The organism is Streptomyces sp. NPDC090088, assembly GCF_044747345.1.
Lineage (GTDB): Bacteria > Actinomycetota > Actinomycetes > Streptomycetales > Streptomycetaceae > Streptomyces.
Genome location: NZ_JBIVDZ010000006.1, coordinates 64,607 through 78,007, shown reverse-complemented (window position 1 = coordinate 78,007; position 13,401 = coordinate 64,607). Strand labels below are relative to the sequence as shown.

Below are 13,401 nucleotides of genomic sequence, written 5' to 3'. Positions count from 1 at the left end.
CAACTGAACAGCTCGCTACGGATGAGCAGCACCAGCACCGACAGCAACACATCTGAACATGGTGATTCAGGCACCCGTCGCCGGAAGGAAGGAGAACCGTCAGAAGATGTCCGGGCACCACGGCCGCCCGGACGTGCGCAGCAGGGCGTCGGCCTCCCGGGCGGCGCCCACTCGCTCTTCCTGGACCCGTCCCAGCGCGTGCAACCGCGCCACGGACTGGTCCCCGAGCCAGACGCTCGCCAACTCGGCGATGTCGAGGGTGAGTTCCGGGGCGTCGGTGGTCGGGGTGCAGGACGCGCCTTCGGGGGAGGCGTCCAGCCGGAACCGGCCGCCGGCCAGCCCCTGCCGGTCCACCACCTCAAGGACCAGCGACCCCGCCGTGTCGTACGTCCGCGCCTCCAGGGCCCGTACGACGTCCAGGATCCGCACCCACAGCCAGTCCGCCTGGGTGGTGATCCGCGCGGCGCGCGGGTCGGGGAGGTACTGCGGCAGCAGGTCGTCGGGCGACCGCCAGCCGCTCTTCACCGTGGTGATCCAGTCGACCGAGCACAGGTAGTGCCACAGGGCGCGCTCGGCGGCCGGCGTGGCCGCGAGCAGCCACTTCACGTCGGCCGTGTCGTACGGCTGCTTGTCGTGCCAGTTGTCGTCCGACACGTACGACACGAGCCCCTCGACCTCACCGGCCGCCGACCGGTACACCGCGTAGAACGGCTCGGTCCACTCGGTGTCGAAGCGGACCGCGCCCGTGTTCGACAGCCACCACAGCTCGTTGCGGCTGACCGCGCCGGGTGTGCCGCGGCGGACGCGTTCGTGGAGTTCGGGGCCGAGCTTGCGGACGTCCTCGGCGTCGACGAGGTCGATCCGGGCGCCGCCCTCGGGACGGGACCAGCGGGGGTCCAGACCGGTGCGGGGGACCTCGACCGTCCACTCGGTCAGCGTGGTCGCCGGGCCGAAGCCGTAGCGGCCGTAGATCCGGTACTCGGCGGCGATCAGGGTCGCGACGGCGTCTCCGCGCTCCTTCGCCGCGGCGAGGTCCTGGCTCATCATGCGGGTGAGCAGGCCGCGGCGGCGGTGGGTGGGGCTGACCGTGACGTTGGAGATGGCGTCGGCGGGGAGGGTGGCGCCGCCCACCGCGGTCAGCTCCTGGTCGAAGGAGCGGAACGTTGCCACGCAGCGGGGGCCGTCGAAGGCGCCGAGGAGTCTGCCGGGGACGAACTGCCTGCGGCGGGTGTCGAGTTGGGCGGGCGTGAGCACGGGTTGGCGGAGGAAGCCGGTGGCCAGGGCTCGGTGCCAGTCCGTGAACTCGGACTCGGTTATGGGGCGGACTTCGACGTCGTCGGTCATGACAGCACGGTATGTGTTCGACCGGGGTGGTACTGAATGAATTTTCGCCGCGGGTGGGTGGGGGTTGAGCGCGCAGTTCCCCGCGCCCCTAAAAGGGGCGCTCAGCCTCACGTCAGTAGATCGTCGACCTGGGCTTCGCCCTCTCGGTAGCGCCTCGCGATCTCTCCGCTGGAGTCGTCGGCCGTGCGTTGCAGGCGCTGCCTCCGACGGGACACCTCCTGCTCGTACCGCACCAGGCGCCCCATCGCCGCCGTCAGCTCCGTGTCCGTGCGGGCCTCCAGGTCGGAGAGTTCGACCTCGGCGAGCATGTCGGCGGCGAGGCGGCCGTACTCCTCGTTGTGGGGGGTGCCGAGGGTGACGTGGCGGGCCGAGGAACGGTGGCGGGCCGGGGCGTCGGTGAGGATCTCCGGGAGGCGGTCCACGACGGAGGCGGCGCCGGCCGGGGAGCGGCGGGCCAGTTCCGCGCGCAGGATGTCGATACGGCCCTGGAGGAGCCGCCGTACATAGCTGAGGTCCGCCTCGTCGCGCTGGGCGTCCCGGCGCAGGACGCGCAGTTCGGGCAGGCTCAGGCAGGTCAGATCGTGCTCCGGCGGCTCCGCGGGCAGCGGGATGCCCTCGCCGCGCGGTGCGGGCGGCCGGGGCAGGTGCTGCGCGGCCTGCGCGCTCTGCGTGCCCTGTGTCCTCAGTCGCCCGGTGCTCGGTGTGCTCATACGCCTCTACCGTCCCCTCGACCGGTGTGTGGAAGCATGGTGCCACCCCAACTGGCCGCAATGTGACCGAGTGCCCCCGAACGGCCGTAGATGTGGGGTTAAGGATCAATAATGGGTCCCCTGTGAGAGCCTCCGGGGCACCGGGCATGATGGTCCGCATGCGAGCGGTGGTACAGCGGGTGGACGGCGCGAGTGTCGTCGTGGACGGCGAGACGGTGGGCTCGATCGAGGGCGAGGGGCTGTGTGTGCTCGTGGGCGTGACCCATGAGGACACCAAGGAGAAGGCCGCCCAACTCGCCAGGAAACTCTGGTCGATCCGGATGCTGGCCGAGGAGAGGTCGTGCAGTGACATCGACGCGCCGCTGCTCGTGATCAGTCAGTTCACGCTCTACGGCGACGCGCGCAAGGGACGGCGGCCGACCTGGAACGCGGCGGCCCCCGGCGAGGTGGCCGAGCCGCTGGTCGAGGAGGTCGTGGCGCAGCTGCGGTCGCTCGGGGCGACCGTGGCCACCGGGCGGTTCGGGGCGCAGATGCGGGTGTCGCTGACGAACGACGGGCCGTTCACCGTCCTGCTGGAGATGTGAGCAGCTCCCGGCAGTCGCGGGCCACGCCCGCCATGCCGAGCTCCTCGGCGGCGGCGAGGGCGGTGCGGGCCAGGTCGTGGGCGGCGGCCCGGGCGGCTCGCGTGCGGGCGGTGCGCAGCCGGACGCGGGCCTCGTCCAGGCGGAGCCGGGCCATCTGCGCCGGGTAGCGCTGGACGAGCCGTACGGCCCGGCCGAGGTGCCCGAGGGCCGTCTCCGGCTCCCCCGCGAGCAGGGCGAGCAGGGCGCTGAAGCGGGCGGCGGGGCCCAGCAGCACGGTGGGCCAGCCGGCCAGGACCAGTTCGTCGCCGTGCGCGTCGAGGAGGGCGCGCAGCGGCGGGACGTACACCGACAGCTCGGTACGGCGGTCGTCGGCGCGGGCCGCCAGCTCGGCGCAGACCTGGGCGAGGACCGCCGCGGTGGGCAGCGCCCAGCCGCTCGGCGGGAACCGGGTGAAGTCGTCGGCGTCGGCGGCGAACGCCCGCAGCTGGTCCAGCGCCTGCTCGTGCCGCCCGGTCTCGCACAGGGCCAGGGCCAGGCCCGCCCGCCACACCGGGAAGTAGCCGCGGCGCTGGACGCCGGCCATCCGCGGGGAGGCGAACAGCTCGGGCAGCCGGCCCTGTTCGTACCGCAGCCAGAACTCCTGGCCGAGCACGGTCTGGCCGAGGGTGTCGGCGGGCATCGACAGCCCGGCCTCCATCGAAGCCGCCACCTTCCCGGCCTCCCCGAGGATCCACCCCTCGGCGGCGGCGAACTCCCCGCGCCACACGCTCATCAGGGCGTCCAGCGTGTGCTGCTGCCAGTACGCGAGCCGGCTGCGGTGCCGGGCGGCGTACTCCCGGTGCCGGCTGAGGGTCGCCTCGGCGGCGGGCACCCGGCCGGTGCGCAGCTGGTCGATGGCGAGGGCGACCAGCGCCTCGCCCTCGAAGTAGGCGGAGTGGGAGCGTACGGCGGTGTCGCGGAGCTCGGTGGAGAGCGCGAGCAGACCGCGGGCGGACTCGAAGTCGTACAGCGCCCAGCGGGTCTCGGTCAGTACCTCGCAGCGCGCCTCGTCCCCGATGCCGCCGCCGCGCGGGCCGGGGACGGGGAAGCGGCGGCCGTGCTCGCGCAGCTCCGCGAGCGTCTGGCGGGCCAGCCGGGCGCCGGTGCGGGGTTCCGCGCCGGTCATCGCGGTGTCGTCGCCGATGGACATGGCGAGCTTCTTGGCGCGGTGGGCGGAGAGTTGCAGCCGCAGTTCCACCGCGCGCGGGTCCTCGCGGCCGGCCAGCGCGGCCAGGCAGGCGTCGATCCGGAAGAGCAGGTCGCGGTCGACCTGGCCGGGGTCCGACCAGCGGCGGGCGCTGCGGACGACGGCGTGGGCGCGGGCCAGTTCGTCGCTGCCCGCGGCCTCGTAGGCGGCCTGGTAGTGCTGTCCGGCCTCGTACATCTCGCCGAGGAGGTGGCGGGTGTCGCCGCGCCGGACGTGCTGGTCGAACTCGGCGCCGTAGCCGCTCGGCCGGGCGGCGGCCGGAGGCTGGACCGGGTGGTCGGCGCGCGGGCGGCGCCGAGCCGCGCGGGCGGGCCGCGCGGCCCCCGTGCGCCCCGTGGGCCCCGTGCTCTCCGGGTGCCCCGTGCTCTCGGTGCTCTCCGCGCGCCCCGGGCTCTCCGGGCGTCTCTCGTGCGGTTCGGGGGTGGGTGGCAGCAGGGCGAGCAGGGCGCCGTCGGCCCGCAGGGCGGCGTCGCAGCGCTCGGCCAGCAGCCGGCCGGGAGGGCGCAGGCCGTTCTCCACCCGGCTGAGGTAGCTCTTGCTGTAGTGGACCCGTCGGGCGAGTTCCGCGAGGGAGATCTCCGCGGCCTCCCGGCGGACGCGCAGCGCCTCGGCGAACTCCTCCTGCGGTGTCACGGCCCTCCCTGCGGGTCCCCTGCGGGCAGGCACGCCGCTCACTGGGTCGAACACGCGCACACCGTGTCCAATGGGTCGCCGCCCGTTGCCAATTATGGAGTGTCAACGGCATATCTCGCAGCGTCCTTCTCGGACTGGTCGAGACTGGGCGGCACCGGCTGGGACCGGCGCGGGTCGACCGGGGAACCGACTCACGCCGGCCCGGACCGACCGGCCCGCCCCCTCACTGTCGGCGGGGGCCAGGTGGGGGGCGGATGCCGGGGATCCGGTGGGGCAGGCGGGGGGAGCCGAACGCCTCGGGGGGATCCGGATGCGGGGGCCGGTCGAGGTGGCCCGGTGGAGCAGGTCGTCGGGCCCTAGGGCTCGACGATCACTTCCTGGGCCGCCGCCGTCCCTCCCGCGACCAGCCGGGCGTCGGCCGGGACGTTGCGCTTGACCAACGCGAGGGCCACCGGGCCGAGTTCGTAGTGCCGTACCGACGTCGTCACGAAGCCGATCTTGCGGCCGTCCTCGCCCTCGTCGGCGACCCGGATCTCCGTGCCGGCCGGCGGCAGGTGCACCTCGCTGCCGTCCAGGTGCAGGAAGACCAGGCGGCGCGGCGGCTTGCCGAGGTTCTGCACCCGGGCCACCGTCTCCTGGCCCCGGTAGCAGCCCTTCTGCAGGTGCACCGCGGTGCCGATCCAGCCCAGCTCGTGCGGGATGGTGCGGTGGTCGGTCTCGAAGCCGACGCGGGGCCGGTGCTGCTCGACACGGAGCGCCTCGTACGCGAGGAGGCCGGCCGCCGGGCCCGCCTTCGCGGCGTACGACTCCAGGTCGGCCCGGGGCAGGAAGAGATCACGGCCGTACGCCGTCTCGCGGACGACCGCGCCGTCCGGGACCTCGGCGATCGAGCCGGCGGGCAGGTGGACGACCGCGAAGTCGTCGGTGCGGTCGGCGACCTCCACCCGGTAGAAGAACTTCATCGACTCCAGGTAGGCGATCAGCGCCTGCTGGGTGCCGGGCTCGACGTGGGCCCAGACCGTCGTACCGTCGTCGACCAGGTACAGCGCGTGCTCGATGTGGCCGTGCGCGGAGAGGATCAGCGCCTCGGTGGCCTCGCCGACCGGCAGGTCGCTGACGTGCTGGGTGAGCAGCAGGTGCAGCCAGGCGAGACGGTCCTCGCCGGTGACGGTGACCACGCCCCGGTGGGACAGGTCGACGAAACCGGCGCCGTCGGCGAGGGCGCGCTGCTCGCGGAACAGGTCGCCGTAGTGGGCGGCGACACCTTCGTCCACGCCCTCGCCGGGGACGGCGCCGGGCAGGGACAGCAGAGGGCTCTTCATGGACGTAAGCCTACGACTCGGTAATTGAAGTCTGGACGGATGCGCCTCTGGTTCTCTTCACCGCGCAGTCCTTGCAGCGGCCGAAGATCGCGAAGTGCTTCATGTCCGTCTCGAAGCCGAACTCCCGCCGCAGCTTCGCGGTGAACTCGGCCGCCACCGCCACATCCGCCTCGATCACGTTCTCGCAGTCGCGGCAGACCAGGTGGATGTGGTGGTGCCGGTCGGCGAGGTGGTACGTCGGCGCTCCGTGCCCGAGGTGGGCATGGCTGACCAGCCCCAGCTCCTCCAGGAGCTCCAGGGTCCGGTAGACCGTCGAGATGTTGACCCCCGACGCGGTCTTGCGCACTTCGCCGAGAATGTCGTCGGGGGTCGCGTGCTCAAGGGTGTCCACGGCTTCGAGCACGAGTTGCCGCTGCGGCGTCAGCCGGTAGCCGCGCTGCCTGAGGTCGCTCTTCCAGTCGGTGCTCACCACACCACAGAGTCTAGGACTACTTGAAGAAAGCGATCCCGTCGTCCGGCATGTCGTCGGGGAGGGCCTTGGCCCAGCGCTCGACGTCCTCCGGGGTGACGACCTTCTTCAGGTGGGCCGACATGTAGGGGCGCAGCTCGACCTCGGGGGTCTGCTTCTCGCCGACCCACATGAGGTCGCTCTTGACGTAGCCGTAGAGCCGCTTGCCGCCGTTGTACGGCGCGGAGGCGGCCGTCCGGGCCACGGCGTCCGTGACCAGGTCGATCTGCGGCTTCTGGTCGGCCATCTCGCCGTACCAGATCTCGATCACACCGTCGTCCCGGGTCATCGTGACCTCGACTCGGCGGTTGCCGTCGATGCGCCAGAAACCGTGCTCCGTCTCCAGCGGGCGGACCTTGTTCCCATCCTTGTCCAGCACCCAGGTCTGGGAGTGGTACTCCAGGAAGTCCCGTCCGTCGTGGCTGAAGGTGGCCTCCTGGCCGAAGTTGCACTTCTCCGAGCCGGGGAAGTCGTGGACGCCCGCACCGGCCCAGTTGCCCAGCAGGAAGGCGAGCGGGACCAGGTCCTTGTGCAGGTCGGAGGGGATCTCGATCATGAGTGGTGGTTCCTAAGGAGTCAGCGCTGGCCCTGGTACAGCTTCTTCACGGTCAGCCCGGCGAAGGCGAGGACGCCGACGCAGACCAGGACCAGCAGGGTTTCGAAGAAGATCTCCACGGGTGCTCCTTGAGCGAGGGTGGGCGTACACGTAAAAGAGCCGGGCCCCAGCTTACGCGGCCGGGGCCCGGGCCTCTTGGCGAGGTACACCCCTACGGGGTGCCCTGCGGGTTCAGGCGAGCAGCTCGGCCTGGAGGGTCACCGTCTGCTGGAAGGGGACGGCGCGGGCGACGCCCCTCCGGGTCTGGATGATCACGGCGACGGTGTCGCCGGAGGCGAGGTAGGCCTGGCGGACCTGCTCGGCACCGTACGGCTTCGCCTCGCGGGTCGCGATCGTGTGCACGTCCGTCACCTCGGCCGCCCTCGGGAAGGCGTCGTCCCGCTCGTAGACCTCGCCGCCGCGCACCCGGTAGAACGGCGCCTCGTTCCCGGTGAGCTCGTCGCCGAGCACGTGGTCCGCGACCGCCCCGGTGTTGAACTGGAGCAGGTAGACGCGGGTGCGCGTGCCGTCGGCGGTGGTCCAGCCGCGGGCCGCGATGTGCCGCAGGCCGCTGTCGGTGAGGTGCTGGTTCACGTCCTCGCGGTCCGGCGCGAGCGAGAACTCCTTGAGGAAGGTCTTCGTCGCCAGCCAGCCGTCCGTCCCCTTCAGCGAGGCGTCGGCGGTGGCGCCCCGCGGCGCGGGCAGAAGGAGTTTCCGCAGGTCGGCGTAGTGGGTGCCGGCCGGGTTGCGGGCGTCGTCGTTCGGGCCGGGGCTGCCGGAGGGCAGCGGGGGCCGGACCAGGACGGGGTAGTCCCAGCGGCCGTCGGGGTGCGTGGCGAGACCGGGCACGTCGGTCCGGTCCAGACGCGTGATGCCGTACGCCGTCCCGGACCCGACCACCGCGAAGACGGCCACGGCGGAGGCCCAGCGCAGCGCGGCCCGCAGCCGCCGCCGGTCCTTCTTCGGGGGCTCGGGGTACGTGAGCGCCTGGAGTTCCGGATACGCCTCCGGGTGGGATTCCGGCTGCGGATCGGGCTGCGGCTGCGGATCGGGCTGCGGCTGCGGCTGCGGATCCGGCTGGGCCTCGGGGAGGTCGGTGGCGGACTCCGGCGGGTTCACTTCCATGGTCATACGGCCGCCCCCGGCTCCTTGATGCGGTCGAGCTGTGCGCGGAGCATCTCGGCCGCGCCCTTCTTGTCGAGCGGCTTGGCCGCGGTGGCCGTGGCGGTGACCAGGACGTCGCCCACGTAGCCGGAGCAGAACATCATGTCGAGCTTCTCGTCCGAGTCGGCCGGCGGCAGGAAGCACGCGGTCGAGTCCTTGAAGCCCTCGATCTCCGGGCCCTTGCGGAACACCTTCAGCGCGTCGAAGAACTCCTTCTGCACGCCCGCGATGGACCGCACCGCCCGCGCGTTCCCCATCCGCGCCAGCACGAACTCCATCGTGAACTGGTCACCCGGCGTCACGTCCGTGCTCACGTAGCTGCGCATCGCCATGCCCTTGACCGGGTTCCGGTCGATCTGCCGCTCCAGTTCCCGCCGCTGCGAACGCGGCAGGTCCTTGACCGACTCCTTGCGCAGCAGCGTCGCCTCCCGGCCGGACAGCGCCACGTCCGACCCGAACTCGGCCATGTCCGGGCCGCGCAGGTAGGTGTCGCCGTCGTACGGCAGCAGCATCCCCCGCAGCCCGGTGGCCGCGGCCGCCTTCGCCTCCTTGGACGCCTTCGGCAGGCTCCAGGAAGGAGCCCCGGCATCCCGGTCGGCGTCCCGCACGGTGACGACCGTGTAGCCACCACCGGCCAGCACCGCGACGATCAGCACACCGGTGGCGGCAAGAGCGGCGATACGACGACGGTTGCGGGGACGCTTGGGGGCGGGGGCGGGGGCGGGGGCCGAGTCGGGGGCCATCGGGTCGGTGGAGGCCGGGTCGGCCAAGGCCAGGTCGGCGGCCATCGGGTTCGCGGCCGTCGGCTCGACAGCGGACGGCTCGATGAGAGACGGCTCGACGGCCGGCGACTCAGCAGCGGTCGGCGCAACGGCGGTCGCCTCGACGGCCGGCGGCTCGGCAGCCGTTGCCTCGACGACCGGCGGCTCAACAACCGGCGGCTCGGCAGCCGTTGCCTCGGTGGCCGTTGCCTCGGTGGTCGGCGGCTCGGGGCTCGTGGGGAATTCCGGGTTGTCGCTCACAGCTGCTCCATCTGCCGTTTCGCGAGGTCGAGCACCTTCGCCTTCGGGATCGGCTTCGTGTCGTAGATCCAGACCTGCATCTCGATGTCCCCGCGCCACGCGTGCGCCTCCGCCGTGTACAGGCTCACGCCGTAGGCGGTGTCGGGCTTGGTGTGGACGTACGCCATGCCGTCGCCCGTGCCGGGTATCGGCCAGCTCCGGGTGGTGAAGTCGTCCGTCGGCTGCGCGTAGTAGTAGCCGTCGTCCGCCGCGTCGGCGGCCTCGGTGCCGGTCTCCTCCTGGCGGAACTGGACCAGCCGGATCTCGACGTTGTACGTGCTGCCCTCACGCCAGTTGGTGACGGCGGCCCGGCGGAACTCGTCGTCCCCGGCCAGGCTGCGGAACGCGCCCGCCGGGTACTTGAACGACTCCGCGTACTCGCCGAGGTCCATCCAGCCGTCCTCGCCGACCTCGACCAGCCCCTTGCGCGCCCCGCCCGGCTTCTTCAGCAGCAGCTGGCGCAGGTCGCCGTCGACCTTGACCTTGCGGTCCTGGGCGGCCGACAGCGGCTCCGGAGCGGCGCCCTTCGCCCGCGCGACCGACGGCTGGGAGAGGGACGGGAGCGCGGTGGGCGCACGGTCGGCCTGCACGAGGTAGCCGACGCAGGTGCCGGCCACGACGCCCAGGACCGCGGCGGTGGCGATCAGGACACCGGCACGGCCCCGCTTCCGTCTTTCGGGAGACTCTTCGGGCGGTGTCGCGAGTGGTGCTACGGGTGGTGTCTCGGGCTGTCTCTCAGATGGTGTTTCCGGTGCGTCCAATTCGTCCCCCTGTGCATACGGGAGCGCGGATTCCTTGATCAGCGCCGCACAGGAGACTCACGGAAAACTCGGTGAGTTGTACAAGGATTAATTACGATCAGGACACCGCGGCCAGCCACACGGCCACCCCGGCCGTCAGGAAAAGCACGACGTTGAGGGCGATCCGCCGGTCCCCCATCCGCAGATGAACCCGGATCGCACCGGCCTGGAGCACGACGAACCCCACCGCGGCGGCAGCGCCCGGCCAGGATGCGACACCCGTCAGACGCGGCACCACCAGACCCATCGCGCCCAGCACCTCGACGACCCCGATCGCCCGCACGGCCGGCATCGGGGTGTCCGCCACCCAGGCCATCATCGGCAGCAGCCGCTCCCTGCTCCGTACGACCTTGATCCCGCCTCCGTAGAGGTAGAAGAGCGCGAGCAGACCGGCCACGGCCCAGTACGCGGTGCTCATGAGCCGGTGGCCGGTTCGGTGGCGTAACGGCCCATCACCTCGGCGCTCGCCTGCGGGCTCGGCGGCCCGCCGGTGGCGAACAGGTCCCGCAGGTCCCGGAAGTACTGCACGTACAGGTCGGGCGTGAACGTGCTGAGCATGACGGCCGGTTCGCCGGTGACGTTGGCGAAGGTGTGCGGGGCGCCGGGCGGCACCATGACGAGGGTTCCGGCCGTGGCGTCGTACTCCTCGTCCCCGACGGTGAAGCGCACCGCGCCGGAGATGACGTAGAAGCCCTCGTCGTGCCGGGCGTGCCGGTGCTGCGGCGGGCCGGGGGTGTGCGGCGCGAGGACGGACTCGGCGAGCCCGAGACGGTGGCCGGTGGTACGGCCGTCCTCCAGGACCCGCATCCGGGTGGTGCCGAGCATCAGCACCTCGCCGTCGCCGGGGCCGACGACGGATACCGCGGGACGGTCGTCGTTGTCGTGAGTCGTCATGCTCCGATTCGACGGCCGGGGCGGTCCGGCTGTCCAAGACCTGTTCCGCCGGCCCGATACCCGGTCGGTATCGTCGCTGTATGGAGCGGACGGAGCGCGTGGAACGGCTGGAGTTGCGGACGCTGCGCTACTTCGTGGCGGTCGCCGAGGAACTCCACTTCGGCCGTGCCGCCGCACGGCTCCATATGAGCCAGCCTCCGCTGAGCCGTGCGATCAAGGCACTGGAGACCGAGACCGGCGCGCTGCTCTTCGAGCGGTCACCGGCAGGAGTCGCCCTGACCCCCGTCGGGGCCGTCCTCCTCGACGAGGCCCGCGCGCTCCTCGCCCAGGCCGACCGGCTGCGCGTGCGGGTCGCGGCGGCGGCGGGGACCGCTGTCCTGACCGTCGGCCTCCTCGGCGACAGCACGGATCCCGGCGTACGGCGCCTGGCCCGCGCGTACCGCGAACGCCACCCGGGCGTCGAGATCCGCATCCGCGAGACCGACCTGACGGACCCCACGTGCGGGTTGCACGCCGGTGCCGTCGACGTCGCCCTCACCCGCGCGCCGTTCGACGGAACAGGGCTGGTGGTCAGGGAGTTGCGGGCCGATCCGGTGGGCGCGCTGCTCCGGGCCGACGACCCGCTGGCCGGCCGGGAGAGCCTGGAGCTGGCCGACCTCGCCGACCGGCGGTGGTTCCGGTTCCCGGAGGGCACGGATCCGCTCTGGCAGTCGTACTGGAACGGCGGGGAGGAGCGGGAGGGGCCGGTCGTGCGGGCCGTCCAGGAATGCCGGCAGGCGGTGCTCTGGAACGGCACGGTGGGCATGACCCTGGCCGGCCACGACTCGGGAGACGGGCTCACGGTCGTACCGGTCACCGACATGGCGCCGAGCCGGGTGGTGGTGGCGTGGGCGGAGGGGGACGGGAATCCGTTGCTGCGGTCGTTCGTGCGGGTGGCGGTCGCGGCCTACGGTTGATCAGATGCCCAGGGTCAGAGGAAGACGCGAGCGATGCCGAGCCACGTCCGCGCGTCCTCGCCGACCGCGGTGAGGCCGGTCTCGGCGAGGGACCTGCGGTGCGTGACCCGGAGGCAGAAGTCGAGGGCGCTGCCCTGCACCCGTTGCGTGGCGTCCTCGGGCCCCCAGGCCCAGGCCCGGCCGTCGGGACCGGTCAGCTCGACCCGGAACGGCTCGGCGGGGAGCGGTAGTTGGGCGGCGTGGAACGACAGCTCCCGCCCGATCACGCCCAGCGCGGCCACATGCCGCAGGCGGCCCGTCGGGGGGTGCGGGGTGCCCAACGTGTCGTAGACGTCCTGTCCGTGCGCCCAGGTCTCCATGAGCCGCAGCGGGACCATGAGGGTTGTGGTGAGCTGGGAGCCGTACCAGGGGAAGGCCCGGTCCGGTGATATGTCACACAGCACGCCCGCCACTTCCGCCCGGCCCGCCCGCCACCGCTCCAGCAGCTCCGCCCGAGGCCCCGCCGCTCCTTCGGCGGCGTCGAGATCGGCGTACCGGCTGCCTGCGGCTTCCGCCCGCTTGAGTACGGCCTCGAACTCGTCCGGGGTCCGCAACGCGATGAGGACGTTCGCGTCAGCCGCCGCGAGGTGAGCGATCTGGTGGGCGATCGTCCAGCCCGCCGCCGGCGTCGGTGCGGACCAGTCGTTCGCCGCCGACACCAGCGCGTCCAGCGCGTCGCCTTCGGCCACCAGGTCGGGCAGAGCGAGGTCCGGCTCTAATCCGGACACGTCCAGGCCGTAGTTCAACATCAGTGTCACCTTCGCAGATGGCGGCAGAGTTGATCTGACCCGGCCAGGCTAACGCCGTTTCACTCCGTCGACGAAGGCCGCCCAGGCCGGGGCCGCGAAGAGGATCGCGGCACGGGCGGGGACGAGGGAGGGGAGACCGGCGGCTACTTCGAGGCATTCGCCACCGTCGGAGTTGCTGTAGCCGCTCTTGCGCCACGTGAGATTGCTCAAGTCGATGGCTCGCACGGCACTTCCTCCAGCATCCGCAAGATGAACGTCCACGACTCGGCAGGGCTCAACGCCAGGTCACGTACGGCATCAGAAGTGCGGTGCAGGTGCTCAACCCTGCTTGTTTCTTCGACCAGTTCGCCCCGAACGTCGTTTTCTGCATAGGCCACCGCGCGGCCGTCCGGCAGCCGCAGGAACATCACGTCAGTGCTCGCCAGACCATGTAGGCCAGTACCGAACGGCAACACGTGGAGCGTGATGTTCGGGCGCTCCCCCGCTACCAACAGGTACTCCAACTGCGCACGCCACTCCCCCTGGTCGCGTAGCGAGTTACGGAGCACGGCCTCCGAGAGAATGACGCGGAACGGCGGGGCGTCGTCGCCTTCCAGGACCGCCTGCCGCCCAATCCGCGCGACGACTTGCTGCTCCAGCTCCTCGTCCTTCAGACCGCCCGCAGCAACCGCAGCTCCTCCGCGAACCGCTGCCTCGGCTCCTGGCTGCGTCCCGTCACCACGCGCCTCTGCGGCACCGCGCCCCTCCCTGACTCCCCGTGGAATTTGTGGAATTAGCGCCGCCAGACGGGGAAGAA

General features: G+C 72.0%; 15 protein-coding genes and 1 pseudogene. 2 read left to right on the top strand and 14 right to left on the bottom strand.

Annotated features, from left to right (window positions below; translation table 11 throughout):
- Positions 1-99: 99 nt before the first annotated feature.
- Both ACIPSJ_RS28140 and ACIPSJ_RS28135 read right to left on the bottom strand, forming a co-directional pair.
- On the bottom strand, positions 100-1,344 hold the full coding sequence (locus tag ACIPSJ_RS28140) for a GNAT family N-acetyltransferase (protein ID WP_401350234.1): 1,245 nt from the start codon (positions 1,342-1,344) through the stop codon (positions 100-102).
- A 107-nt stretch (positions 1,345-1,451) separates the two neighbouring features.
- Positions 1,452-2,054, bottom strand: a complete 603-nt coding sequence (locus ACIPSJ_RS28135; RefSeq protein ID WP_365695156.1) for an aerial mycelium formation protein — start codon at positions 2,052-2,054, stop codon at positions 1,452-1,454.
- Positions 2,055-2,212: 158 nt separating this feature from the next.
- Here ACIPSJ_RS28135 and dtd point away from each other — a divergent pair, with 158 nt between their 5' ends.
- Positions 2,213-2,638, top strand: a complete 426-nt coding sequence (dtd, locus tag ACIPSJ_RS28130; protein WP_355722556.1) for a D-aminoacyl-tRNA deacylase — start codon at positions 2,213-2,215, stop codon at positions 2,636-2,638.
- Here dtd and ACIPSJ_RS28125 read toward each other — a convergent pair.
- From ACIPSJ_RS28125 to ACIPSJ_RS28085, 9 genes are all read right to left on the bottom strand, one after another.
- The gene (locus ACIPSJ_RS28125) at positions 2,616-4,517 is read right to left on the bottom strand and encodes a helix-turn-helix domain-containing protein (protein ID WP_401350231.1); all 1,902 of its coding nucleotides are present in this window, start codon (positions 4,515-4,517) and stop codon (positions 2,616-2,618) included. The genes dtd and ACIPSJ_RS28125 overlap by 23 nt on opposite strands.
- Positions 4,518-4,873: 356 nt before the next feature.
- On the bottom strand, positions 4,874-5,839 hold the full coding sequence (locus ACIPSJ_RS28120) for a folate-binding protein (RefSeq protein ID WP_359207734.1): 966 nt from the start codon (positions 5,837-5,839) through the stop codon (positions 4,874-4,876).
- A 10-nt stretch (positions 5,840-5,849) separates the two neighbouring features.
- Entirely contained in the window at positions 5,850-6,311 is a 462-nt protein-coding gene (locus ACIPSJ_RS28115) for a Fur family transcriptional regulator (RefSeq protein ID WP_365695152.1), read from the bottom strand.
- Between the two features lie 16 nt (positions 6,312-6,327).
- Positions 6,328-6,903 carry an FABP family protein gene (locus tag ACIPSJ_RS28110; RefSeq protein ID WP_359207740.1) on the bottom strand — a complete coding sequence of 192 codons (576 nt, stop codon included), beginning with the start codon at positions 6,901-6,903 and terminating at the stop codon, positions 6,328-6,330.
- Between the two features lie 231 nt (positions 6,904-7,134).
- Positions 7,135-8,073 carry a hypothetical protein gene (locus ACIPSJ_RS28105; RefSeq protein WP_401350227.1) on the bottom strand — a complete coding sequence of 313 codons (939 nt, stop codon included), beginning with the start codon at positions 8,071-8,073 and terminating at the stop codon, positions 7,135-7,137.
- Positions 8,070-9,128 carry a hypothetical protein gene (locus ACIPSJ_RS28100; protein WP_401350225.1) on the bottom strand — a complete coding sequence of 353 codons (1,059 nt, stop codon included), beginning with the start codon at positions 9,126-9,128 and terminating at the stop codon, positions 8,070-8,072. Before ACIPSJ_RS28100 ends, ACIPSJ_RS28105 begins: the two co-directional genes overlap by 4 nt.
- The gene (locus ACIPSJ_RS28095; protein ID WP_359207749.1) at positions 9,125-9,784 is read right to left on the bottom strand and encodes a hypothetical protein; all 660 of its coding nucleotides are present in this window, start codon (positions 9,782-9,784) and stop codon (positions 9,125-9,127) included. The genes ACIPSJ_RS28100 and ACIPSJ_RS28095 overlap by 4 nt, the downstream gene beginning before the upstream one ends.
- 241 nt (positions 9,785-10,025) lie before the next feature.
- Entirely contained in the window at positions 10,026-10,385 is a 360-nt protein-coding gene (locus ACIPSJ_RS28090; protein ID WP_359207752.1) for a DoxX family protein, read from the bottom strand.
- Positions 10,382-10,861, bottom strand: coding sequence for a cupin domain-containing protein (locus ACIPSJ_RS28085; protein ID WP_401350222.1), 480 nt, complete (start codon positions 10,859-10,861; stop codon positions 10,382-10,384). The genes ACIPSJ_RS28090 and ACIPSJ_RS28085 overlap by 4 nt, the downstream gene beginning before the upstream one ends.
- Positions 10,862-10,968: 107 nt before the next feature.
- Between ACIPSJ_RS28085 and ACIPSJ_RS28080 the strand changes: the two genes are divergently transcribed.
- The gene (locus tag ACIPSJ_RS28080; protein ID WP_401350954.1) at positions 10,969-11,817 is read left to right on the top strand and encodes a LysR substrate-binding domain-containing protein; all 849 of its coding nucleotides are present in this window, start codon (positions 10,969-10,971) and stop codon (positions 11,815-11,817) included.
- A 14-nt stretch (positions 11,818-11,831) separates the two neighbouring features.
- On the opposite strand, the gene ACIPSJ_RS28075 is transcribed toward ACIPSJ_RS28080, so the two are convergent.
- The 3 genes and pseudogenes from ACIPSJ_RS28075 to ACIPSJ_RS28065 all read right to left on the bottom strand — a co-directional run.
- A complete protein-coding gene (locus tag ACIPSJ_RS28075; RefSeq protein ID WP_401350220.1) occupies positions 11,832-12,605 on the bottom strand; it encodes a TIGR03084 family metal-binding protein in 774 nt (257 codons plus the stop codon).
- A gap of 48 nt (positions 12,606-12,653) precedes the next feature.
- Positions 12,654-12,815: a DUF397 domain-containing protein gene (locus tag ACIPSJ_RS28070; protein ID WP_401350217.1), complete on the bottom strand. Its 162-nt coding sequence runs from the start codon at positions 12,813-12,815 to the stop codon at positions 12,654-12,656.
- Positions 12,812-13,276: pseudogene (locus ACIPSJ_RS28065) on the bottom strand (DUF5753 domain-containing protein); the annotation flags it as partial. The pseudogene ACIPSJ_RS28065 and the gene ACIPSJ_RS28070, both read right to left, overlap by 4 nt.
- Between the last annotated feature and the right edge of the window lie 125 nt (positions 13,277-13,401).

What these genes read in the sequence shown, in the direction of transcription:
- ACIPSJ_RS28140 (WP_401350234.1), bottom strand. Translation starts at nt 1,344, where the DNA reads ATGACCGACGACGTCGAAGTCCGCCCCATAACCGAGTCCGAGTTCACG.
- ACIPSJ_RS28120 (WP_359207734.1), bottom strand. Translation starts at nt 5,839, where the DNA reads ATGAAGAGCCCTCTGCTGTCCCTGCCCGGCGCCGTCCCCGGCGAGGGC.
- ACIPSJ_RS28110 (WP_359207740.1), bottom strand. Translation starts at nt 6,903, where the DNA reads ATGATCGAGATCCCCTCCGACCTGCACAAGGACCTGGTCCCGCTCGCC.
- dtd (WP_355722556.1), top strand. Translation starts at nt 2,213, where the DNA reads ATGCGAGCGGTGGTACAGCGGGTGGACGGCGCGAGTGTCGTCGTGGAC.
- ACIPSJ_RS28075 (WP_401350220.1), bottom strand. Translation starts at nt 12,605, where the DNA reads ATGTTGAACTACGGCCTGGACGTGTCCGGATTAGAGCCGGACCTCGCT.
- ACIPSJ_RS28105 (WP_401350227.1), bottom strand. Translation starts at nt 8,073, where the DNA reads ATGACCATGGAAGTGAACCCGCCGGAGTCCGCCACCGACCTCCCCGAG.
- ACIPSJ_RS28090 (WP_359207752.1), bottom strand. Translation starts at nt 10,385, where the DNA reads ATGAGCACCGCGTACTGGGCCGTGGCCGGTCTGCTCGCGCTCTTCTAC.
- ACIPSJ_RS28135 (WP_365695156.1), bottom strand. Translation starts at nt 2,054, where the DNA reads ATGAGCACACCGAGCACCGGGCGACTGAGGACACAGGGCACGCAGAGC.
- ACIPSJ_RS28085 (WP_401350222.1), bottom strand. Translation starts at nt 10,861, where the DNA reads ATGACGACTCACGACAACGACGACCGTCCCGCGGTATCCGTCGTCGGC.